Here is a 22,131-nt window from a genome sequence, read left to right on the forward strand (position 1 = left end):
CTGTCAGACGGAGATCGATGGTGCTGGGAGGGCGGGCCGTGGAGGGCAGTGAGACCGGCTGGGGCCGGCCGGCCGAACCAGCGCCGCGGTGGCGCGCGTTGTTGGACCGCGCCCGGCTGGGCGGCCGTGGCGCGGAGCAGACCGAGCCGGAGCGGCGGGCCGACGAGGCGCCGCCGGACCCGCTGCCACGGCGTGCGGCCCCGAACGGGTACGCCGGGCGGGCACCGGCCGTCGGGCAACCGACGGACTCGCCGTACGGCGCGGACCCCGCCTACCGGGCCGAGGCGACCTACCGCGTCGACCCCGCCTATCGGGCCGAGCCGGCGTACCGGGCGGATCCCGCCTACGGGGCCGAGCCGGACTACCGCTCGGAGCCGGCGTACCGGAGCGAGCCGACCTATCGCGCGGAGCCGGACTACCGCGCCGAGCCTGGCTACCGCGCGGAGCCTGGCTACCGTGCCGAGCCTGGCTACCGTGCCGAGCCTGACTACCGCGCGGAGCCTGAATTCCGCGCCGAGCCGACCTATCGGGCCGAGCCGGATTACCGTGCCGAGCCGGGCTACCGCGCCGAGCCGGGTTATCGCCCCGAGCCGGGTTATCGCCCCGAGCCGGATTACCGTGCCGAGCCGGGCTACCGCGCGGAGCCGGGCTACCGCCCCGAGCCGGCGTACCGGGCCGAGCCGGCGTACCGGGCCGAGCCGGGCTACCAGGCGGAACCGGGCTACCAGGCGGAACCGGCGTACCGGGCCGAGCCCGAGGCACCGCCTCCCGCACCCGACCCCGCCCAGTCCCGCTACGCGCTGCTGGACAACGGCTATCGGCAGGGTGACCCGCCGGCGGAGTCGCGGTATGCGCTGTTGGAGACCGGCTACCAGCCGGAGACCGGTTACCCGGTGGCCGCGCCGCCAGCCGCACCTGTCGCACCCCCGCCTGCCCCGCCAGTCGTGCCGCCGCCCAGCCCGTCGGTCGGCTCGGCGGTGGCCGAACGCGCCTACCCGGCCCGGGTCGAGTGGCGTCCGCAGGGCGCCGACCCGGAGCAGGAGCGGGCCAACGGGGTGCTCCGCCGCGACCTGGGCACGCCCCGCGTGTTCGCCTTCGCCAACCCCAAGGGCGGCGTGCACAAGACCACCGCCACCGTGCTCGCCGCCGCCACCGTCGGCAGCGTGCGCGGGCAGGGCGTACTGGCCTGGGACGACAACGAGCTGCGCGGCACCCTCGGACTGCGCGCCGGCAGCGCCCGGCACGCCCGGACGATCCGACACCTGGTTGCCGACCTGGCCCAGATCGAGATCCTGGAGGGCTCGACCCTGCTGGGTCGGCTCGACGACTACCTGCGGCACGCCTCCGACAGCTCGTACGACGTGCTGGCCGGCGAGGAGAGCCCGCGCTTCGCCCAGCGACTCGACCAGTTCACCGTCCGGCGGGTGTTGGAGCTGCTGCGGCGTACCCACGACGTGGTGTGCGTGGACACCGGCAACAACGTGGAGAGCCCCAACTGGCGCACGGTGATGCAGGCCGCGGATCAACTGGTGGTGACCACGGTGCCCCGCGAGGACGCGGCGTTCAGCGCGGACTGGATGCTCGACCTGCTGCACGAGGAGGGCATGGGCGAGCTGGCGGACAACGCGATCACGCTCATCTCCTGCCCGACCCCGGGTCGCTCGCCCCTGCAGGACGACCTGGAGCGGCACTTCGCCACCCGTACCCGGGGGGTGGCGGTGGTGCCGTACGACCCGGCGTTGGAGACCGGGTCGTCGATCGAGTACCACCAGCTCCAGCCGGAGACCCGGCAGGCATGGCTGCGCGCCGCGGCGATGATGGTGGAGCCGTTCGCCCGGTGAGCTGGTCTGCCGCCACCGGGGCTCCGGCCCGACACCGGGCCTGAGAGGATCATCGGGTGAGCCCGGACAACCCCGACCGTGAGCGGCCCGCCGACGAGCCCGACCGATCCACGCCGCCCCGAGCGTCGGGCACGACACCGTCGGTCGGTGAGCCGCCGTCAGCGGGCGAGCCGCCGCTGGTGGGTGAGCAGTCGGCCGGCGCTGGCCCTGGGGGGGCGTACCAGAGTTCTCTGGAGCTGACCTTCGATGAGCCGCGCCGCCCGCTGCGCGCCGCCGTGACGGTGCTGGGCACCGTGCTCGCGCTGGCCGTGCTGGGTGTGCCGTTCGGGCTGCTCTGGGCCGCGCTCGCGCCGGACACGCCGGTGGTCAAGACCGTCGAGGGGGCGATCTACGCCGACCCGCAACCGGAGCAGCCGATCGCCGCGGACGGGTGGTTCAGCCTGCTCGGGCTCGGCTTCGGGCTGCTGGTCGCGCTCGCCCTGTGGTTCGTGCTGCGGCGTCGGCGCGGTCCGGTGGGGTTGCTCGCCGCGGTGCTCGGCGCGTTGGTCGCCGCACCGGTGGCCTGGCAGGTGGGTCGGCGCATCGGCCTGGCCACCTTCGACCGGCTGCTGGCCACCGCCCCGGCCGGGCAGGCCTTCACCAAGCCCGCGGACCTGCGGGCCGGTGGGGTCGACTGGCTGCTCGGCGTGCTGCCGGTGCCGCACGGCAACCTGCTGCTGCCGGCGTTCGGTGCCGCGATCATGTACACGCTGCTGGCGGGCTGGTCGCGGTGGCCGGGGCTGCGCCCGGAACCCGAGCCGGCCGATCTCAGTTGGGTGTCGGCGGGGACGCCAGCTCCGACAGCGGCACCGGCACCGCCCGCACCTGACGAAGCAGAGCCGCCTCGCGGTTGAGCAGCCGCAGCTCGGCGCGGAGCCGGGCGGCGGTGTCGTCGATGGCCAGCAGTCGCTGGCGGTCGTCGACGGTGAGCGCCGCGGTCGCCGCCACCAGGTGGGAGAGCACCGTCGGGTCCTCCGGCAGTTGCTCGGAGATCTCCTCCGGGTCGGAGCGGATCAGGCCGAGGTACTGCCGGAACACCGCGATCACCCGGGCGGCCAGCAACTCGGCCACCTCGTCCGGCCCGGCCGGGTCGGGCAACCACTCCACGTCGGCGGTCAGGTAGGGCGCGGCGCTGTCGTCGACCTCGGCGATCCGGAAGCGACGCCGACCGACCGTGACGATGTCGAAGCCACCATCGGCCAGCTCGGTCACCTGGCGCAGTTCGGCGGTGCAGCCCACCTCGTGCAGGGTGACGGCGCCGGCGCTCGGCGTGGCGTGGGCGCCGGGACCGGCGGGCGCGACCTCCCACCCGGCCTGGATGGCCACCACGCCGAACTCACGTGGCGCACCCTCGGGCAGGTCGACCAGGTGTCGCACCAGCGCCCGGTAGCGCTCCTCGAAGATGTGCAGCGGCAGCACCAAGCCGGGAAAGAGCACTGTTGCGAGCGGAAACACCGGCAGCCGTGCGGTCACATCGTCGAGCCTAACCAATCTCGCCCCCGGAGGCGTGGCCCGGCTCACCGTCCCGGCGGACGGGCGGCTCGGGTGCGCTCCGCGCCGGCCGCCTAGACTCGCAAGGGTGCTGAATCGGATCGACCTGCGCAACGGTCTCGGTGACCCGCGCCGCCTGCTGCCCCGTGCCCAGCTCGACGTCTCGGTTGCCGTCGAGCGGATCCGCCCTCTGGTGGAGGCGGTCCGCGAGCATGGATACCCGGCGATCCGGGAGGCCAGTGAGCGGTTCGACGGCATCTCCCCGGAGGTGCTGCGGGTGCCGGTCGAGGCGATCACCGAGGCCGAGGGGGTGCTCGACCCGGCCGTGCGCGCCGCGCTGCTGGAGTCGATCACCCGAGCCCGCCGGGTGCACGACGACCAGCGGCGCGCCGACCACGTCACGCAGGTGGTGCCCGGCGGCACGGTCACCGAGCGCTGGCTGCCGGTCGACCGGGTCGGCCTCTACGTGCCCGGCGGCCTGGCGATGTACCCGTCGACGGTGGTGATGAACGTGGTGCCCGCCCAGGCGGCCGGGGTGCGGTCGCTGGTGGTGGTCAGCCCGCCGCAGAAGGACAACGGCGGCCTGCCCGACGCCCGGGTGCTCGCCGCGTGCGCGCTGCTCGGCGTCCACGAGGTGTACGCCGTGGGCGGTGCCCAGGCGGTGGCGATGCTGGCGTACGGCGCGGCGGTCGACCCGTTGGGTGAGCTGCGGTGCGACCCGGTCGACCTGATCACCGGCCCCGGCAACATCTGGGTGACCGCCGCCAAGCGGCTGCTGCGCGGCGTGGTCGGCATCGACGCCGAGGCCGGGCCGACCGAGATCGCCATCCTGGCCGACGACACGGCCGATCCGGCGCACGTCGCCGCCGACCTGATCAGTCAGGCCGAGCACGACCCGCTCGCCGCGAGTGTGCTGGTCACCCCGTCGCTGACGCTCGTCGAGTCGGTCGAGCGGGAGTTGGCCCGGCAGGTGCCGGCGACCAAGCACGCCGACCGGGTCACCACCGCGTTGACAGGTGAGCAGAGCGGCGTGGTCCTGGTCGACGACCTGGAGGCGGGGCTGCGGGTGGTCGACGCGTACGCGGCCGAGCACCTGGAGATCCAGACGGTCGACGCCCGGGAGTGGGCGCTGCGGGTCCGCAACGCCGGAGCGATCTTCGTGGGCGCCTGGTCGCCGGTGTCGCTCGGTGACTACTGCGCCGGGTCCAACCACGTGCTGCCCACCGGCGGCTGCGCCCGGCACTCCTCCGGGTTGTCGGTGCAGTCGTTCCTGCGCGGGGTGCACCTGATCGAGTACACCGAGACCGCTCTGCGGGAGGTGGCCCCGCACGTGGTCACCCTGGCCAACGTGGAGGACCTGCCGGCGCACGGCCAGGCGGTCCAGGCGCGTTTTCCGGGTGAGTCGGCGTGAGTGGCCTGGCGGACCTGCCGATCCGCGACGACCTGCGGGGGCTGTCGCCGTACGGGGCGCCGCAGCTGGACGTGCCGGTGCGGCTGAACACCAACGAGAACTCCCACCCGGTGCCGGAGCCGGTGGTCGAGGCGATCGGCAAGGCGCTCGCGGCCGAGCTGCGCGAGTTGAACCGCTATCCGGACCGGGACGCGGTGGCGCTCCGCACCGACCTGGCCGCATATCTCGGGCACGGGCTCACCGTCGAGCAGGTGTGGGCGGCCAACGGCTCCAACGAGATCCAGCAGCAGCTGTTGCAGGCGTTCGGTGGGCCGGGGCGCAGCGCGCTCGGTTTCGTTCCGGCGTACTCGATGCACCCGCTGCTGGCCCTCGGCACCGGCACCCGGTGGGTGCCCGCGCGGCGCGGCGTCGACTTCGGTCTGACCGTCGGGGAGGCGGTCGCCCAGGTCCGGGAGCACCGCCCCGACGTGGTGTTCCTCTGCTCGCCGAACAACCCCACCGGCACGGCGCTGGACCCGGCGGTGATCGCCGGGGTGCTCGACGTCGCGCCGGGGATGGTGGTCGTCGACGAGGCGTACGCCGAGTTCGCCCGGCCCGGGACGGTCAGCGCCCTCGCGGTGCTGCCCGGCCACCCCCGGTTGGTGGTCACCCGGACGATGAGCAAGGCCTTCGGCTTCGCCGGCGGGCGGCTGGGTTACCTGGCCGCCGACCCCGCGGTGGTGCAAGCGGTGCAGCTCGTTCGACTGCCGTATCATCTGTCCACGCTGACCCAGGCCGCCGCCCGCGCTGCGGTGACCCACCGCGACGCCCTCCTCGGTACGGTGAGCGCGATCATGGTGCAGCGGGATCGGATCGTGGCGACGCTGCGCGAGCGTGGGTTGCGGGTCGCCGACAGCGACGCCAACTTCGTGCTCTTCGAGGTGGGCGGCGACCAGACCACCGTCTGGCACGCCCTGCTGGCGCAGGGGGTGCTGGTCCGCGACGTGGGCCTGCCCGGCTGGCTGCGGGTGACCGCGGGCACCTCGGCCGAGACCGACGCCTTCCTTTCTGCAATGGAGACTTCGCAATGAGTCGGACCGCCCGGGTGGAGCGGATCACCAAGGAGACCAAGGTCCTCGTCGAGATCGACCTCGACGGCAACGGTGCCGCCGAGATCAGCACCGGGGTCGGCTTCTACGACCACATGCTGCACCAGATCGCCCGGCACGGCGGCTTCGACCTGACCGTACGCACCGTGGGTGACCTGGAGATCGACGCGCACCACACGATCGAGGACACCGCCCTGGCCCTGGGTGCCGCGTTCGACCAGGCGCTGGGCGACAAGGCCGGCATCCGGCGGTACGGTTCGGCGACCGTGCCGATGGACGAGGTGCTGGTCCGGGCCGCGGTGGACCTGTCCGGTCGGCCGTACGTGGTGCACGACGAGCCGGCGCTGGCCCCGTACATCGGGCCGGTCTACGCGACGAGCATGACCCGGCACATCTGGGAGTCCTTCGGCCAGGCGGCCCGGGTCACGTTGCACGTCGACGTGCTGCGGGCGGCCCGGCCGGGCGGTCACCCGGACGCGCACCACGTGGTGGAGGCACAGTTCAAGGCGGTCTCCCGCGCGCTGCGCGAGGCCACCTCCATCGACCCCCGTTCGGCCGGGGCGATTCCCAGCACGAAGGGCGCGCTCTGATGAGCGCGAGGAGTGCAGCGAAGCGGAGCCCCGCAGTCGCGATTCGGGGGTGGCTCTGATGGGTGCCGCGTTGCCGACGTTGCTGCTGATCCTGGCCGGGGTGCTGGTCGGTGGCACCTGGTCGCTGTACCGCCAGGGCGCGCCGAAGGTGGCTGTGCTGATCACCGCGGTGCTCGCGGTGCTCGCCACGGTCGCCGGGGTGCTGCGGCTGCTGCCGGGGGGCGACGCGTGAGCGCCGTGGTGGTGCTCGACTACGGCTCGGGCAACCTGCGCTCGGCGGAGCGGGCGTTGGCCGCCGCCGGCGCGGACGTCCGGGTGACCGACGATCTGGCCGCCGCGGCTGCCGCCGACGGTCTGGTGGTGCCGGGGGTGGGGGCGTACGCCGCGTGCATGGCCGGGATCGAGGCGCTAGGCGCCGGTCCGGTGATTGCCGAGCGGGTCGCCGCCGGCCGGCCGGTGCTCGGCATCTGTGTGGGTATGCAGGTGCTCTTCGAGCACGGCGAGGAGCACGGCGTGGTGACCAAGGGGCTGGGGTTGCTGCCCGGCGGGGTGACCCGACTGGCCGCCACCAGGTTGCCGCACATGGGCTGGAACACGGTCCGGCCGCCTGCGGAGTCGGTGCTCTTCGCCGGGCTGACCGAGCAGAGCAGGTTCTACTTCGTCCACTCGTACGCGATGGGCGACCCGGCGGCGCTGGCCGCTGCCGGCGCCGTGGTGACCACCGCCCACCACGACACGGATTTCGTCGCCGCGGTGGAGCGGGGTCCCCTCTCGGCGGCCCAGTTCCATCCGGAGAAGTCCGCCGACACCGGTGCCGCGCTGCTGCGCAACTGGCTCGCCACGCTGCCCACCGGTGGCTGAGCGTCGGTGTCCGACGCCCGTCTCGGGGGCGTCGCGGTGAGCCGGGAACGGGCCCGCCGGCGGGCCGAGCGGGAGGCGGAGCAGGCCCGGGAGCGGGCGGTCCGGCAGCGTCGGGTGGCACGCCGGCAGCGTCGTCGCGCGGTGGTCCGCCGGTTGACCCCTCGGCTGCGCCGGGGCCGCTCCGGGCGACTGGCCCGGCACACCCGGGGTGAGCGGGCCGCCATCGTGCTGCTCACCGGTGCGGCGCTGATTCTGATCTGGTCGTTCGTCGACAACCTGGCGTTGCGTATCGCGCTGATCGTGTTGTTGCTGCTCGTACTGCCGGCGATCGTCGTGATCGCCCTGGACCGTCGTACCTGATCGAGGAGAAGACGTTGAGCCTCACCCTGTTACCCGCTGTGGACGTCGCCGACGGCCGGGCCGTCCGGCTCGTGCAGGGCGCCGTCGGAAGCGAGAGCATCTATGGCGAGCCGTTGGACGCGGCGCTGGCCTGGCAGCAGGACGGCGCGGAGTGGATCCACCTGGTCGACCTGGACGCGGCCTTCGGCCGGGGCACGAACGCGCACCTGCTCGCCGAGGTGGTGCGGCAGTTGGACGTGAAGGTGGAGCTGTCCGGCGGTATCCGGGACGACGAGTCGCTGCGGGCGGCGCTGGGCACCGGGGCGGCCCGGGTGAACATCGGCACCGCGGCGCTGGAGGACCCGGTGTGGTGTGACCGGGTGGTGGGGGAGTACGGCGACCGGGTCGCCATCGGCTTGGACGTGCGGGGTCACACCCTCTCCGCGCGGGGCTGGACGCGTGACGGCGGTGACCTGTACGAGGTGCTGGAGCGGCTGGACAAGGCCGGCGCGAGCCGGTACGTGGTCACCGACATCACCAAGGACGGCACGATGCGCGGTCCGAACCTGGACCTGTTGCGCGAGGTGTGTGCCCGCACCGACCGGCCGGTGATCGCCTCCGGTGGGGTGTCCACGCTTGACGACCTGCGGGCGTTGGCGACCCTGGAGCCGATCGGGGTGGAGGGCGTGATCGCCGGTAAGGCGCTCTACGCGGGTGCCTTCACGGTGGCCGAGGCGCTGCGGACCCTGGCCGAGGTGTGACGGTCACCCGGCTCTCCTCGGGTGGCCCGTGGGAGCAGCACTACGGCTACTCGCGGGTGGTCCGGGCCGGCGATCGGGCCTTCACGGCCGGCTGCACGGCGACGGTGGACGGTCGGGTGGTGCACGTCGGTGACGCCGCCGCGCAGACCGCGCAGGCGCTGCGGATCGGGCTGGACGCGCTCGCCGAGGTGGGTGCGGGGCCGGGCGACGTGGTCCGGACCAGGATGTACGTGACGGACCGGTTGCACGCCGACGAGGTGGGCCGGGCGCACAACGCGGTCTTCGGCGCGGTGCGGCCGGCGGCGACGCTTGTGGTGGTGGCCGGTCTGCTGGATCCGGAGCACCTGGTCGAGGTGGAGTTGGAGGCGTACCTCGGCGATCGCTGAGGTACGCGCCCGACCGGCCTGCTGGCTGGCCCGCAGCCCGATAAGTTGTGCACAACTTAATTGTGGGCTACGGTTCACCGGTGACCGATGACCTGGTGTTGCGCCGGCAGGTGTGCTTCGCGCTCTACGCCGCGTCGCGCGCCCTGACCGACGTCTACCGGCCGATCCTCGACGAGGTCGGGCTGACCTACCCGCAGTACCTGGTGCTGCTGGTGCTCTGGGAGCGCCCCGACGACGCCCCCGCGGTGTCCGAGCTGGGCGCCGAGCTGCGACTGGACTCCGGCACGCTCTCCCCGCTGCTCAAGCGACTGGAGGGGGCCGGGCTGGTGGTGCGGCGGCGGTCGGCCCGCGACGAGCGGCGGGTCGAGGTCGTCCTCACCGAGCAGGGTCAGGCGCTGCGCGAGCAGCTCTGCGAGGTCCCGCTGCGCATCGCACAGGCCACCGGGCTGGGCCTCGGCGAGCTGGTCGCGTTGCGCGACACGCTCACCCGGGTCACCGAGACCATCCACCGACAGAAGGAGCAGTGACTCTCATGCAGGTTCTCTACACCGCGTCCGCGACCGCCAGCGGCGATGGCCGCGACGGCCACGTCGAGACCTCCGACGGCACTCTCGCGCTCGACCTGGCCGTGCCGAAGGAGATGGGTGGCGCCGGTGGGGCCGCCAACCCCGAGCAGCTCTTCGCCGCCGGCTACGCGGCCTGCTTCCACAGCGCCCTGCGACTGGTGGGCCGCCGCGCCAAGGCCGACGTGAGCGACTCCGTCGTCGCCGCCGAGGTCGGCATCGGCCCGAACGGCAGTGGCGGGTTCGGGCTCACCGTACGGCTCGTCGTCGACCTGCCCGCCGTCTCCCGCGAGACCGCCGAGCAGATCGTCGAGCAGGCCCACCAGGTCTGCCCGTACTCCAACGCCACCCGCGGCAACATCGACGTCGCGCTGACCGTCCGCGAGACCTCGGCCGCGTGACGTCGCGGACCCAGGCCCCCATCCGCGGACGAGAGGACGACCACCCCGTGACCGGCAATCGTGAGATCCACCTGGCCAGCCGCCCGCAGGGCTGGCCCACCGAGGACACCTTCCGGCTCGTCGAGACCGACGTCCCGACGCCCGGACCGGGCCAGATCGTGGTCCGCAACCAGTACCTGTCCGTCGACCCGTACATGCGGGGACGGATGAACGACGTCAAGTCGTACGTGCCGCCGTTCGCCCTCGACGCCCCGCTCGACGGCGCGGCGATCGGCGAGGTGGTGGCCAGCGAGTCGGCCGACGTCGCCGTCGGCACCACGGTCCTGCACGGGCTGGGCTGGCGGGAGTACGCGCTGCTCGACGCCAGCGCCGCCCGGCCGGTCGACCCGAGCCTGGCACCGGTCAGCGCGTACCTCAGCGTGCTCGGCATGCCCGGGCTGACCGCGTACGCCGGTCTGCTGGAGGTCGCCGCGATGAAGCCCGGCGAGACGGTCTTCGTCTCCGCCGCGGCCGGCTCGGTCGGCAGCCTGGTGGGCCAGATCGCCAAGCTCAAGGGCGCGGGCCGGGTCATCGGCAGCGCCGGCTCGGCCGCCAAGGTCGAGCGGCTGCGGGCGCTGGGCTTCGACGCCGCCTTCGACTACCACGACGGGCCGGTCCGTGAGTCGTTGCGGGCGGCCGCCCCGGACGGTGTCGACGTCTACTTCGACAACGTCGGCGGCGACCACCTGGAGGCGGCGATCTCGGCCATGAACCTGCACGGCCGGGCCGCGATCTGCGGCATGATCTCGCAGTACAACGCCACCGAGCCGCCCGCCGCGCCGCGCAACCTGGCGCTGGTCATCGGCAAGCGGCTCACCCTGCGCGGCTTCCTGGTCAACGACCACAACAACGTGCGGGCGGAGTTCGTCAGTGACGTCGCCGGCTGGCTGCGCGAGGGCACGCTGTCCTACGACGAGACGGTCGTCGACGGCATCGAGAACGCCCCGGCGGCGTTCCTCGGCCTGCTGCGCGGCGAGAACCTGGGCAAGATGCTCGTTCGTGTCTGAACGGCACGTGGTGCGCGGCGGTCGGCCCGGTCGGGTCGGCCGTCGCGCCTCGCGCGGAGGATAGGGTGGCGGCATGACGGTGGCGGTACGGGTGATCCCCTGTCTCGACGTGGACGCCGGGCGGGTGGTCAAGGGGGTCAACTTCCTCGACCTGCGCGACGCCGGTGACCCGGTGGAGTTGGCCGCCGCGTACGACCGGGCCGGGGCGGACGAGCTGACCTTCCTCGATGTCACCGCGTCCTCCAGCGATCGGGGCACCATGCTCGACGTGGTGCGCCGCACCGCCGAGTCGGTCTTCATCCCGCTGACCGTCGGGGGCGGGGTCCGGCAGGTCGCCGACGTCGACACGCTGCTGCGCGCGGGCGCGGACAAGGTCGGCGTGAACACCGCCGCCATCGCCCGGCCGGAGTTGATCGCCGAGATAGCCGACCGGTTCGGCCGGCAGGTGCTGGTGCTCTCCCTCGACGTGCGCCGGGCGCCGACCGACATCACCCCCAGCGGGTTCGAGGTCACCACGCACGGCGGCCGGCGGGGAACGGGCATCGACGCGGTGTGGTGGGCGCAGCGGGGGGCCGAGCTGGGTGCGGGGGAGATCCTGCTCAACTCGATGGACGCCGACGGCACCAAGGCCGGGTTCGACCTGGAGCTGATCGCCGCGGTACGGGCGGTCGTGGACGTGCCGGTGGTGGCCAGCGGGGGTGCCGGCGAGGTGGCCCACTTTCCGCCCGCGATCGGTGCGGGCGCGGACGCGGTGCTCGCCGCCAGTGTCTTCCACTTCGGCGAGCTGACCGTGGCCGAGGTCAAGGACGCACTGCGGGACAGCGGCCACCCGGTGCGCTGAGCCGGTCAGTGCCCGCCGGAGTGCCCCTCGGGTGACCGGCGGGGCGTGGGGATCGACCGGACGGCGTACTCCTGGACGGCCGCGGCGTGGTCGGCCTCGTCCAGGCTCCAGTCGGCGCTGCCGGGCGCGTGTCGGCGGGTCAGCACGCCCTGCACGGTGTCCACCATGGTCGCCACGCCGGCGCGCGGGCGGGTGCGCCAGAGCTGCTCACCCTCGGCGGTGATCAGGAACCAACCGTCGACGACACTCACCAACCCGGCCCCGACCAGCCGCTGGACCGCGGCCTCCACCTCGTGCCGCTGCGGAATCGCGTGGTTGAGGTGGTCTGCGGTGGAGAGCACATCGGTCAGGCGGACCCCCTCCGGCCGGCGACTCGTCGCCGACCGACGGTGCCGGCCGGCTCCGCTCGCGATGACCAGCGACACGAAGATCCAGGCGTCCGTCCAGCGCCAACCGTTCTCCCCCATGCAGAGATGATGACGGCGCGCGTCGCGGAAGGGAACACCCACCCTCCCATCCGGTACGCGGCACCACCACCACGTACCGGTTCGCGGACGGTCGGTGAGGATTCAGGCGGCGGGGGTGGCCGGCGCGGCGTTACCGGGCGGCGGCGCGGCGCTGTCCGGCGCGGTGCCCTCCGGCACGGCGAACAGCGGGATGAAGAACTGGGCCAACGGCCCGATGGCCAGCGCGTACGCGACGGTGCCCACACCGACGGTGCCGTCGAGGAGCCAGCCGAGCGCCAGCACGGTGACCTCGATGACGGTGCGCACCAGCCGGACCGAGCGGCCGGGCCGGCGGGCCACGTACCCGGTCATCAGGCCGTCGCGGGGGCCGGGCCCCAGCCGGGCGCCGAGGTAGAGGGCGGTGGCGGCGCCGTTGGCGACGATCCCGGTGACCAGCATCGCGATCCGGACGCCGAGCGGGCCACCCGCGGGCAGCAGGGCCAGGGTGGCGTCGACGACCAGACCGATCACCACGACGTTGCTGACCGTGCCGAGGCCGGGCCGCTGCCGCAGGGGGATCCAGAGCAGCAGCACCAGCGCGCCGACGGCGATGGTGACGGTGCCGAAGGAGAGGCCGGTCAGCTTGGACAGCCCCTGGTGGAACACGTCCCAGGGGTCGAGGCCCAGGTGGGAGCGGATCATCAGGGCCATGCTGACGCCGTAGAGGGCGAGCCCGAGGTAGAGCTGGACCAGCCGCCGGACCGGCCGCTCCCGCAGATTGCCAATCAGTGCCATGCATGCCACTGTAGGTGCCAATCCTCGTCGAGGAAGAAGCCAATATTCGAGGAGTGGTCATGGCTGGGCAGGTGCGCGGCGTCCAATTGGCCCGTCTGCTCGGTCAGTGGCACGCCCTGCCAGGCCGACGGCGCAGCCCCGACTACGCGGCGCTGGCCGGCGCGGTGCGCGGTCTGCTCGCCGACGCCCGGTTGCCGCTGGGCGTCCGGCTCCCGGCCGAACGGGAGCTGGCCGAGGCGCTGCGGATCAGCCGGACCACGGTCACCGCCGCGTACCGGCAACTGCGGGAGACCGGGCACCTGGCCAGCCGCCGGGGGGCCGGCAGTTGGACGATGCTGCCCGGCAACCACCGGGTCGCCAGCACCGGCCTGTGGACCCCGCTCGACGACCGGGACATGCTCGACCTCGGCGTCGCCGCGCTGGCCGCCCCGCCGCAACTCCTCACGGCCGCCCGTGCGGCAGCCGAGGACCTGCCCCGATACCTGGGCGGGGCCGGTTACCACCCGACCGGCATCATCGAGCTGCGTGAGGCGGTGGCCGGCGTGTACACGGCTCGGGGTCTGCCGACGTCGGCCGACCAGATCATGGTCACCAGCGGCACGCAGCACGCCCTGGACCTGGTGTTGCGACTCGCGCTGGCCCCCGGCGGCAACGTCCTGGTCGAGTCCCCGACCTATCCCAACGCCCTCGCCGCGCTGGCCGGCCGACGGGCCCGGATCACCACCCACGGCCTGGCCACCGACGGCGGTGGTTGGGAGCCCGACCTGCTGCTGGGCAGTCTCCGGCAGACCCGGCCCATGCTGGCCTACCTGATCCCGGAGTTCCAGAATCCGACGGGGCACCTGATGCCCGCCGCGCTTCGTGAGCGTGTGGTGGCCGCCGTCCACGCGGTCGGCACCGACCTGATCGTCGACGAGTCGTTCGTGGATCTCGCGCTGGACGGCACCGAGGTGCCGCCCCCGGTCGCCGTCTACGACCGGCACAGTCGGGTGATCAGCATCGGGGGGATGAGCAAGTCCTACTGGGGTGGCCTGCGGATCGGCTGGGTGCGCGCCTCCGCGCCCCAGGTACAGCGGCTGGCCGCCGTCCGGGTCGGGGTGGACATGGCCAGCCCGGTGCTGGACCAACTGGTCGCGGTGCACCTGCTCGCCGACGCCGACGCCATCGTCGCCGACCGCCGCGTCCAGTTGACCGGCCAGCGCGACGCCCTGCTCGGCGCGCTGGCGCACCGGCTGCCGGACTGGCGGGTCACCGTGCCGACCGGTGGCGTGACCCTCTGGGCCGAGTTGGACGGCCCGGTCTCCAGCGCGCTGGCGCGGGCCGCCGAGGAGGTTGGCGTACGGCTGGCGCCCGGCCCCCGGTTCGGCCTGGACGGCACCCTGGAGCGCTTCCTGCGGCTGCCGTTCACCCTGCCCGCCGCAGACCTGGTGGAGGCCGTCGGGCGGATCGCGGCGGTCCGCTACGACCTGGACCGGACCGGGCCGCAGCGGTGGCGGGAGCCGGCCGTCATCGCCTGAGCGCCCCGCCGCCACGAACGCCGGTGGCCCCGCACCCGAGCGTGGGTGCGGGGCCACCGGCGACCCGTCACAGCTCGGCGAGGGTGCCGGCGTACATCTTGTCGATCTCGCCCGCGAAGTTGCTCTCCACACCACGCCGCTTGATCTTCAACGACGGGGTGATCTCGCCGTCCTCGATCGTCAGGTCACGCGGCAGGATGGCGACCTTCTTGATCGTCTCCCAGCGGTTGAGCTTGGCGTTGAGCTGGGCGACGTACTCCTCGACCATCGTCTGGGCCTCCGCCGACGCGACGATCTCGGTGTAGCTGCGTCCTTCGAGCGGTCCGCCGGCGACCCAACCCCGGATCGCGTCCGGGTCCAGGGTGACAAGCATCGTGCAGAAGTTGCGGGCCTGACCGACGACGACCGCCTGCGAGGTGTACGGGCAGATGGCCTTGAACATCCCCTCGATGTGCGAGGGCGCGATGTACTTGCCGCCCGAGGTCTTGACCAGGTCCTTCTTGCGGTCGGTGATCCGCAGGTAGCCCTGCTCATCGAGGGTGCCGATGTCGCCGGTACGGAAGAAGCCGTCCTCGGTGAACGAGGCGGCGGTCTCCTCCGGCAGGTTGTGGTAGCCACGCATCACCGGCCGACCCCGCACCAGGATCTCCCCGTCGGTGTCGATCTTGCACTCCAGGTCGCCCATCGCCCGGCCCACGGTGCCGATCCGCAGACCGGCCGGGGGGTTGACGAAGTTGCCGGCGCTGGTCTCGGTCAGGCCGTAGCCCTCGGAGATCGGCAGGTTCGCGGCGGCGAAGAAGGTGGCGATCTCCGGGCTGAGCGGCGCGGCGCCGGACACCAGTACCCGCATCCGGCCGCCCAGCCGGGCCTGGAGCTTGCTGAACACCAGCTTCTCGGCCAGCCCGTAGCGCAGCTTCAACCCGCCCGGCACCGGCTTGCCGGCCTGCTCCAGGGTGACCTTCTCCTTGCCGACGCCGACGGCCCAGGCGAAGATCTTCGCCTTCGCGCCGCCGGCGCCCTGCGCGGTGGTCACGGCCTTGTTGTAGACCTTCTCGAACACCCGGGGAGCGCCGCACATCAGCGTCGGGCGGATGACCGAGAGGAGGTCGACCAGCCTGTCCACCCGCCCGTCGACGTAGGTGGGCAGGCCGACGTGGATGGCGCCGCAGAGCAGGGTCTTGCCGAACGAGTGGGCCAGCGGCAGCCACAGGTACTGCAGGTCGTCGTCGCGCAGCAGCCCGACCTCCGCCTGCGCCACGGCCTCCCAGCACCAGCCGCCGTGCAGCAGCTCGACGCCCTTGGGTTGACCGGTGGTGCCGGAGGTGTAGATCAGCGTGGCCAGGTGGTCCGGGCCGATGCCGGCCACCAGCATGTCGATCAGCTCCGGCTCGGCGGCCAGCGCCTGGGTGCCGCGCTCCTCCAGGTCGGCGAGCGTCAACTGCGCGACCGGGGCGTTCGGATCGACGGCGCCGTCGAGGAGCACCACGTGGGTGAGCGCGGGCAGCGTCGCCCCGGCGATCTTCGCCGCCTGGGTCGGGTTCTCCGCGAACAGCACCCTCGATCCGGAGTCGGCGATGATGTACGTCGCGTCGGCCGGCTCGGTGGTCGGGTAGACGGTGGTGGTCGCGCCGCCGGCGCACATGATGCCGAGGTCGGCGATCACCCATTCCAGCCGGGTGTTGGCGAGGATCGCGACCGGGTCCTCCTGGCCGACGCCCAGGCCGTGCAGGCCGGCGGCGACCGCCTTGGCGCGCTGGCCGACCTGCGCCCAGGTCAACCAGACCGGCCCCGAGTCGTCGGCGTTCGGGGACGCGAACGCGGGCCGGTCGGGGGTGGCCGCCACGCGCTTGAGAAACATGTCCGGGATGGAACGGTACGGTACATCGAGAGCCATCGCTGTAGCCGCCTTCGGGGGTGGTGGCGTGACGGTCGTCACGTCATGATGGTTACCGAAGAGTATTGCCTGGCGCGGTGCGTCGGCTAGCCCCGGTGATCGTCCGGCCGTTCCAGCCGCCGAACCGGTACGGTCGAATCAGGCGTACCGGTCGGCAACGACTGACCAGTCGTAGGTGGCACGGACCCAGTTCCGCCGTGCCGCGAGCGCGTGGCGCATGCCGTCGCCCCCGTCGGCCAGCAGCGCCTTCTCGACATCGAGGTACGCGGCCAGCCCCTGGTTGAACTGGTCCGCCGCGGCCCGCAGCGCGCTCGCCTCGTCCGCGCCGCTGGCGCGAGCGAGGACCGTCACCAGGTTGTGCGCGTCCGAGTCCACCTGGCTCTCCTTGCCGTAGGAGAAGAGGTCGTTGCACCAGCACACCAGGTCCACCGCCAGCAGCTCCAGGGTGACCAGCGCCGGATGGGCGTGCTGGGTCGACCCAAGTGGCTGGGCCGCCGCCAGGTCGGTGAGTGTGAGGCACGGGCGTACGCCACCGATGTGTCGCCGCAGCTGGACGTACTCCGCCACCTCGGGTACCCGCCGACGCTCCCGGTTGGCCGCCTCCCAGAGCAACGCCAGCAGGTACTCCCGCATCTGGCTGACGAACCGCAACAGCAGGGCCGGATTGTCGTGCAGCCGGGTGCGGCGGCACAGGTCGTGCAGCGCGTCACCGAGCGGCCCGACGGCGGGCGGTACGACGTCCGGGTCGCCGCAGCGGTCCAGCACGTCGATCAGGGTGCTGATCGCCGGCCCCAGCCGGGCCGGATCGGCGCCGAGGCCGTCCTCGTCGCAGGCGTCGTCCATGACGAAGAGCCAACTGATCAGGTCGGTGAGCAGGCGCAGCCCGTCCAGCGACCCGTCCGGGCAGGCACGGCCGGACAGGCCGGCGGCGTCGGCCCGTTGCAGTCGACGCACACGCTGGCCGGAATCGACCAGCCCGAACGCCCGCGCCCACTCGACGCTCTCGCTCCCCACCTGCTCGGCAGCCGCGTGGCGCCCCGCACGAAAAGGGGGCTCCCGCAGCGCCGAAATCGCGAAATTCCGCACAGTGCGCCCCCACTTCGTACCGCCCAGCGCGGAGCGGCGCGGTGAAGCGTACGGGAGGGGACATCGGCGTTTTTCGCTGGGTGTGGGGAACGCCACACTTGACTTGTGACCGCTTCAGCTCAGGGAGTCACATGCCCAGCTTGGCGGCGCGTAGCCGACGCGCGGCGTCCGTCGGCCCGTCCAGTTGGACCTTCGCCACCCGCTGCCGGCCGGACAGGAACAGGACCAGTTCGGCGGGGGCGCCGACCAACCGCAGCGGCTCCCCACCCCGACCGACGGAGATCTCGCCGTGGCCGGGCGCCTGCACGTACAGGTCCGCCGGAAAGCGGCGCAGGGTCAGCCGGGCCAGCGGGGCGGCACGCTTCCACAGGGCGCTCTGCAGACCGGCGGGCAGGTCGCGCCGTTGCCATCCGGAGCTGGCCCGCCGCACGTCCTCGTGATGGATGAAGAACTCCATCATGTTGGCCAACTCGTCGGTCAGGGGGTTGCTGACCGGGCTCCACAGCGGCGGCCGTCGTACCTGCGCCACCAACTCCGGGTAGGGCCGCGCGGCGAGTCGGCGACGCACCCGTTCGGCGTAGCCGCGCAGCGGCGGCAGCATGATCCCGCCGGCGGCGTCCGGGCGGCGTTCCCGCAGCACCAGGTGCGCGGCGAGGTCACGGGTCGCCCACCCCTCGTTGATCGTCGGGGCGTCCGGCCCGAGGGCCAGCAGGAGATCGGCCAGCGCCTCGCGCTCGGCTCGGGCGTACCGCGGCATGCGCCGATCGTAGGCCCGCTGGCTCGTCGGCGCGCGACACCAGTCGCCGGCTCGTCGCCGACCGCTCGTCACCACCCGGTACGTGACGGTCGACATATCCGGTCCGGGTCGGCAGCGCTGGCCCGGACCGGTAAGGATGAGGGAGATAATTGCGGCTTACGGCGGGGGAAAGCGTGGCGAGCAAGACAAGTCGGGACGTGCTCAGCCGAGGGCTGGGCGTCCTGCGGCAGGCGATCCGCGAGCAACCCCGGATCTTCACGGTCGCGGTCGTCGGCAGCGTGCTGTTCGGCGGGATGATCATCGTCAGCGCGCGGGTGGTCGGGACGGTCATCGGCGAGGTGGCGCTACCGGCCATCGCCCGCGGCGAGGTGGGTGCCGGCACCCTGGCGTTGGCCGCGGCCGCGCTGTTCGGGATCAGCGTGCTGCGGGTGGCGGGCATCTTCGGGCGTCGGCTCGGTGCCGGCTACATGCAGTACCGCCTCCAGGCCTCCTACCGTCGCCGGGTCACCCGTCGCTACCTGGAGCTGCCGCTGTCCTGGCACCACCGCAACTCCACCGGCACCCTGCTGTCCAACGCCAACTCGGACGTGGAGGCGGCCTGGTACCCGATCGCGCCGCTGCCGTTCGCCGTCGGCACGGTGGTGATGCTCGTCGGCGCGATCGTGTCGCTCTTCGCCACCGACTGGGCGCTGGCCCTGGTCGGGCTCGCGGTCTTCCCCGCGCTGTTCGCGCTCAACGTCGTCTACTCCCGCCGGATGGCGCCCCGCCAGGCCCGGGCGCAGCGGCTGCGCGCCGAGGTCAGCGGTATCGCCCACGAGAGCTTCGACGGCGCCCTGGTGGTCAAGACGATGGGCCGCGAGGCCCAGGAGACCGCCCGGTTCGCGGGCCGCGCCGGTGAGCTGCGCGACTCGCTGATCGCGGTCGGCCGGCTGCGCGGCATCTTCGACCCGCTGCTGGAGACGCTGCCCAGCATCGGCACCCTCGCCGTCCTGGTGGTCGGGGCGTTCCGGCTGCGCCAGGGCGCCATCAGCGTCACCGAGCTGGTCAGCGTCGCCTTCCTCTTCACCGTGCTGGCCTTTCCGGTCCGGGCCATCGGGTGGGTCCTGGCCGAGCTGCCGCGCAGCGTCGCCGGCTGGGACCGGGTGCGCCGGGTGCTCGACGCCACCGGCGAGATGCCGTACGGGCAGCGTGTGCTGGACCCGGCCAGCTCCGGCCCGGCCACCCTCACCTTCAGTGACGTGCACTTCTCCTACCCGCCGGCCGAGGCGCACGAGGTCGGCGCACAGGTCCTCGGTGAGGTCGGCTTCACGGTGCCAGCCGGTCGGACGGTGGCACTGGTCGGGCCCACCGGCGCCGGCAAGTCCACAATCGCCTCGCTGGCGGTACGCCTCGTCGACCCGGACTCCGGCACCGTCGCCCTGGACGGGGTGGACGTGCGCGAGCTGACCGCCGCCTCGCTGGCCGGCACGGTGGCGCTGGTCGCCCAGGTGCCGTTCGTCTTCGACGACTCGGTACGCGCCAACATCGCCCTCGACCGGGCGGGCATCGACGACGAGGCCGTCTGGGCGGCGCTGCGGCTGGCCGAGGCGGACGGGTTCGTCGCCGCGCTGCCCGACGGTCTGGACACCATGGTCGGCGAGCGGGGCACGTCGCTCTCCGGCGGGCAGCGGCAGCGGCTCACCCTGGCCCGCGCGCTGGCCGGCCGGCCGCGCCTGCTGGTGCTCGACGACGCGACGAGCGCGGTGGATCCGCGGGTGGAGGCGGCCATCCTGGCCGGGCTGCGGTCGTCGACGGCCGAGCCGGGGGTGCCGGTCGCGTCGATCCTCGTGGTGGCGTACCGCCGGGCCACCATCGCGCTCGCCGACGAGGTCGTCTACGTGGAGCAGGGACGGGTGCTCGCCCGGGGCACGCACAGCGAGTTGCTGGCCACCGTGCCCGGCTACGTCGACCTGGTCACCGCCTACGAGCAGGCGGAGGTCGAGCGCGCGCAGGAGAGTGCGTACAGCGACGAGGTTGTGCCGTTGCCCTCGGGCCTGGAGATCGAGGTGGACCGGTGAGTGCGAGGAGTGCAGCGCAGCGGAGCCCCGCAGTCGCGAACGAAAGGCGGGTCCGGTGAGCGCGAGGAGTGCAGCCCAGCGGAGCCCCGCAGTCGCGAACGAAAGGCGGGTCCGGTGAGCGTCAAGATCGAAGAACGGGTTGATCGGGACGAGACGACTTGGCAGACCCTGCGCCGGGGTCTGGCGCTCTCTCCGGAGCTGCGGACCGGTCTGGCCGGCACCCTGGCGCTGGCGTTGGTCTACATGGTCGGTCGGGTGGCCGTGCCGGTGGCCGTGCAGCAGGGCATCGACCGCGGCCTCGTCGGTGGTCTGGACCTCGACGTGGTGTGGACGGTGGTGGGTGTCACCGCGGCGATCCTGGCGGTCACGACGGTCTGCGGTTATCTGATGATGCGCCGGCTGTTCACGGTCAGCGAGACGGCGCTGGCCAACGTCCGGACGCGGGCGTTCCGGCACGTGCACGACCTGTCGATGTTGCACCAGCAGTCGGAGCGGCGGGGCTCGCTGGTCTCGCGGGTCACCAGCGACGTCGACCAGATCACCCAGTTCCTCCAGTGGGGCGGGGTGATCCTGCTGGTCAACCTCGGTCAGCTGGTGGTCACCACCGCCGTGATGCTCGCGTACTCCTGGCAGTTGACCCTCGTGGTGCTGGCCGCGTTCCTGCCGGCGGTGTTCGTCATCCGGCAGTTGCAGCAGCGGTTGGGCTCGGCGTACGCGACGGTGCGTCAGCGCACCGGCACGCTGCTCGGCACGATCGGCGAGAGCGTGGTGGGTGCGCCGGTGATCCGGGCGTACGGGATCGCGGGCCGCACCGAGCGGCGGTTGGACGAGGCGATCGACGCGCAGCGTCTGGCGCAGCAGCGGGCGATCCGGATCAGCATCGTGGGTAGCTCGGTCGGCGAGCTGGCGGCGGGGCTCGCGCTGGCGGGTGTGGTGGTGCTCGGGGTGACGCTGGGGGTGGACGGCACGCTGTCGATCGGCCAGTTGACCGCGTTCCTGTTCCTGGTGACGCTCTTCATCCAGCCGGTGCAGATCGCCACGGAGGTGCTCAACGAGGCGCAGAACGCGATCGCCGGCTGGCGTCGGGTGCTGGATGTGCTGGACGTCGCCCCCGACGTGGCCGACCCGGGGGAGCAGGGGCGCAAGCTGCCGGCCGGACCGCTGGACATCCGGTTCGCCGGTGTGCGGTTCGCCTATCCGGGTGGCCCGCCGGTGCTGCACGACATCGACCTGGAGATCCCGGCGAAGAGCCGGGTGGCGGTGGTCGGCGAGACCGGCAGCGGCAAGACCACCTTCGCCAAGTTGCTGACCCGTCTGATGGACCCGTCGGCCGGGGCGGTGCTGCTGTCCGGGGTGCCGTTGGCGGAGGTGCGGTTCGACTCGCTGCGCTCCCGGGTGGTGATGGTGCCGCAGGACGGGTTCCTCTTCGACGCGACGGTGGGGGACAACGTCCGGTTCGCCCGGCCGGAGCTGACCGACGAGGAGCTGAACACGGCCTTCACCGAGCTGGGTCTGTCGGACTGGCTGGAGGGTCTCCCGGCGGGTCTGGACACGCCGGTCGGGGAGCGCGGCGAGGCGCTCAGCGTCGGTGAGCGGCAGTTGGTCGCGTTGGCCCGCGCGTACGTGGCCGATCCGGACCTGTTGGTGCTGGACGAGGCGACGAGCGCGGTGGACCCGGCGACCGAGGTGCGTCTGCAACGCACCCTGGACGCGGTCACCCGGGGCCGGACGACCCTCGCGATCGCGCACCGGCTCTCCACGGCGCAGGCCGCCGACGAGGTGATCGTGGTGGACCGGGGGCGGGTGGTGCAGCGCGGCCCGCACGACGAGTTGGTCCGCGACGCCGACTCGGTATATGGCCTGCTCTATGCCTCGTGGTTGGAGCAGACCCGGTGAGCTGTCCCGGCTGCGCGAGGGTGGT

At 73.0% G+C, this 22,131-nt stretch carries 23 protein-coding genes; 17 read left to right on the top strand and 6 right to left on the bottom strand.

Annotated features, from left to right (window positions below; genetic code table 11):
• Positions 1-17: 17 nt before the first annotated feature.
• Positions 18-1,841 carry an AAA family ATPase gene (locus AB0C25_RS17805; RefSeq protein WP_357374307.1) on the top strand — a complete coding sequence of 608 codons (1,824 nt, stop codon included), beginning with the start codon at positions 18-20 and terminating at the stop codon, positions 1,839-1,841.
• A gap of 56 nt (positions 1,842-1,897) precedes the next feature.
• Positions 1,898-2,734 carry a DUF2567 domain-containing protein gene (locus AB0C25_RS17810; RefSeq protein WP_357374309.1) on the top strand — a complete coding sequence of 279 codons (837 nt, stop codon included), beginning with the start codon at positions 1,898-1,900 and terminating at the stop codon, positions 2,732-2,734.
• On the opposite strand, the gene AB0C25_RS17815 is transcribed toward AB0C25_RS17810, so the two are convergent.
• Complete coding sequence (locus tag AB0C25_RS17815) at positions 2,649-3,353, bottom strand: LON peptidase substrate-binding domain-containing protein (protein ID WP_357251095.1); 705 nt, start codon at positions 3,351-3,353, stop codon at positions 2,649-2,651. The two genes, AB0C25_RS17810 and AB0C25_RS17815, sit on opposite strands and share 86 nt — an antisense overlap.
• A 106-nt stretch (positions 3,354-3,459) precedes the next feature.
• Between AB0C25_RS17815 and hisD the strand changes: the two genes are divergently transcribed.
• The 12 genes from hisD to hisF all read left to right on the top strand — a co-directional run bounded on the left by hisD (position 3,460) and on the right by hisF (position 11,658).
• Positions 3,460-4,782: a histidinol dehydrogenase gene (gene hisD, locus AB0C25_RS17820; protein WP_357374312.1), complete on the top strand. Its 1,323-nt coding sequence runs from the start codon at positions 3,460-3,462 to the stop codon at positions 4,780-4,782.
• Positions 4,779-5,852, top strand: coding sequence for a histidinol-phosphate transaminase (locus AB0C25_RS17825; protein ID WP_357374314.1), 1,074 nt, complete (start codon positions 4,779-4,781; stop codon positions 5,850-5,852). Before hisD ends, AB0C25_RS17825 begins: the two co-directional genes overlap by 4 nt.
• Entirely contained in the window at positions 5,849-6,460 is a 612-nt protein-coding gene (gene hisB / locus AB0C25_RS17830) for an imidazoleglycerol-phosphate dehydratase HisB (protein WP_357251103.1), read from the top strand. The genes AB0C25_RS17825 and hisB overlap by 4 nt, the downstream gene beginning before the upstream one ends.
• 58 nt (positions 6,461-6,518) lie before the next feature.
• Complete coding sequence (locus AB0C25_RS17835) at positions 6,519-6,692, top strand: hypothetical protein (RefSeq protein ID WP_357374317.1); 174 nt, start codon at positions 6,519-6,521, stop codon at positions 6,690-6,692.
• Positions 6,689-7,321 carry an imidazole glycerol phosphate synthase subunit HisH gene (gene hisH / locus AB0C25_RS17840; RefSeq protein WP_357374319.1) on the top strand — a complete coding sequence of 211 codons (633 nt, stop codon included), beginning with the start codon at positions 6,689-6,691 and terminating at the stop codon, positions 7,319-7,321. The genes AB0C25_RS17835 and hisH overlap by 4 nt, the downstream gene beginning before the upstream one ends.
• Positions 7,322-7,357: 36 nt before the next feature.
• Complete coding sequence (locus AB0C25_RS17845) at positions 7,358-7,681, top strand: hypothetical protein (RefSeq protein WP_355032713.1); 324 nt, start codon at positions 7,358-7,360, stop codon at positions 7,679-7,681.
• A gap of 14 nt (positions 7,682-7,695) precedes the next feature.
• Complete coding sequence (gene priA / locus AB0C25_RS17850; protein WP_238646994.1) at positions 7,696-8,421, top strand: bifunctional 1-(5-phosphoribosyl)-5-((5-phosphoribosylamino)methylideneamino)imidazole-4-carboxamide isomerase/phosphoribosylanthranilate isomerase PriA; 726 nt, start codon at positions 7,696-7,698, stop codon at positions 8,419-8,421.
• Positions 8,418-8,807, top strand: a complete 390-nt coding sequence (locus tag AB0C25_RS17855; RefSeq protein ID WP_357374321.1) for a RidA family protein — start codon at positions 8,418-8,420, stop codon at positions 8,805-8,807. The genes priA and AB0C25_RS17855 overlap by 4 nt, the downstream gene beginning before the upstream one ends.
• Positions 8,808-8,887: 80 nt before the next feature.
• Positions 8,888-9,334, top strand: coding sequence for a MarR family transcriptional regulator (locus tag AB0C25_RS17860; RefSeq protein WP_357374324.1), 447 nt, complete (start codon positions 8,888-8,890; stop codon positions 9,332-9,334).
• Between the two features lie 5 nt (positions 9,335-9,339).
• Positions 9,340-9,771 (top strand): organic hydroperoxide resistance protein, encoded by a 432-nt coding sequence (locus AB0C25_RS17865; RefSeq protein WP_357374326.1) that lies wholly within the window; start codon positions 9,340-9,342, stop codon positions 9,769-9,771.
• Between the two features lie 47 nt (positions 9,772-9,818).
• Complete coding sequence (locus AB0C25_RS17870) at positions 9,819-10,817, top strand: NADP-dependent oxidoreductase (RefSeq protein WP_357374328.1); 999 nt, start codon at positions 9,819-9,821, stop codon at positions 10,815-10,817.
• A 73-nt stretch (positions 10,818-10,890) separates the two neighbouring features.
• Positions 10,891-11,658 (top strand): imidazole glycerol phosphate synthase subunit HisF, encoded by a 768-nt coding sequence (gene hisF / locus AB0C25_RS17875; protein WP_357374330.1) that lies wholly within the window; start codon positions 10,891-10,893, stop codon positions 11,656-11,658.
• 5 nt (positions 11,659-11,663) lie between these two features.
• Here hisF and AB0C25_RS17880 read toward each other — a convergent pair whose 3' ends face one another.
• Positions 11,664-12,125 carry a hypothetical protein gene (locus AB0C25_RS17880; protein WP_357374332.1) on the bottom strand — a complete coding sequence of 154 codons (462 nt, stop codon included), beginning with the start codon at positions 12,123-12,125 and terminating at the stop codon, positions 11,664-11,666.
• A gap of 102 nt (positions 12,126-12,227) precedes the next feature.
• Positions 12,228-12,899 carry a hypothetical protein gene (locus tag AB0C25_RS17885; protein ID WP_357374334.1) on the bottom strand — a complete coding sequence of 224 codons (672 nt, stop codon included), beginning with the start codon at positions 12,897-12,899 and terminating at the stop codon, positions 12,228-12,230.
• A 59-nt stretch (positions 12,900-12,958) separates the two neighbouring features.
• Between AB0C25_RS17885 and AB0C25_RS17890 the strand changes: the two genes are divergently transcribed.
• The gene (locus AB0C25_RS17890; RefSeq protein WP_357374336.1) at positions 12,959-14,416 is read left to right on the top strand and encodes a PLP-dependent aminotransferase family protein; all 1,458 of its coding nucleotides are present in this window, start codon (positions 12,959-12,961) and stop codon (positions 14,414-14,416) included.
• Between the two features lie 67 nt (positions 14,417-14,483).
• Here the strand turns inward: AB0C25_RS17890 and AB0C25_RS17895 are convergent, their stop codons facing one another.
• The 3 genes from AB0C25_RS17895 to AB0C25_RS17905 form a co-directional block, all read right to left on the bottom strand.
• Positions 14,484-16,310 carry a long-chain fatty acid--CoA ligase gene (locus AB0C25_RS17895; RefSeq protein ID WP_357374338.1) on the bottom strand — a complete coding sequence of 609 codons (1,827 nt, stop codon included), beginning with the start codon at positions 16,308-16,310 and terminating at the stop codon, positions 14,484-14,486.
• A 138-nt stretch (positions 16,311-16,448) separates the two neighbouring features.
• On the bottom strand, positions 16,449-17,324 hold the full coding sequence (locus tag AB0C25_RS17900) for a terpene synthase (RefSeq protein ID WP_357374340.1): 876 nt from the start codon (positions 17,322-17,324) through the stop codon (positions 16,449-16,451).
• Between the two features lie 199 nt (positions 17,325-17,523).
• A complete protein-coding gene (locus tag AB0C25_RS17905; protein ID WP_357374342.1) occupies positions 17,524-18,153 on the bottom strand; it encodes a TIGR03085 family metal-binding protein in 630 nt (209 codons plus the stop codon).
• 173 nt (positions 18,154-18,326) lie between these two features.
• Here AB0C25_RS17905 and AB0C25_RS17910 point away from each other — a divergent pair, with 173 nt between their 5' ends.
• Positions 18,327-20,210, top strand: coding sequence for an ABC transporter ATP-binding protein (locus AB0C25_RS17910; protein WP_357374345.1), 1,884 nt, complete (start codon positions 18,327-18,329; stop codon positions 20,208-20,210).
• Positions 20,211-20,324: 114 nt separating this feature from the next.
• Positions 20,325-22,106 carry an ABC transporter ATP-binding protein gene (locus tag AB0C25_RS17915; RefSeq protein WP_357374347.1) on the top strand — a complete coding sequence of 594 codons (1,782 nt, stop codon included), beginning with the start codon at positions 20,325-20,327 and terminating at the stop codon, positions 22,104-22,106.
• The last annotated feature ends 25 nt before the right edge of the window (positions 22,107-22,131 follow it).

It is taken from the genome of Micromonospora sp. NPDC048839, from assembly GCF_040649915.1.
GTDB lineage: Bacteria > Actinomycetota > Actinomycetes > Mycobacteriales > Micromonosporaceae > Micromonospora.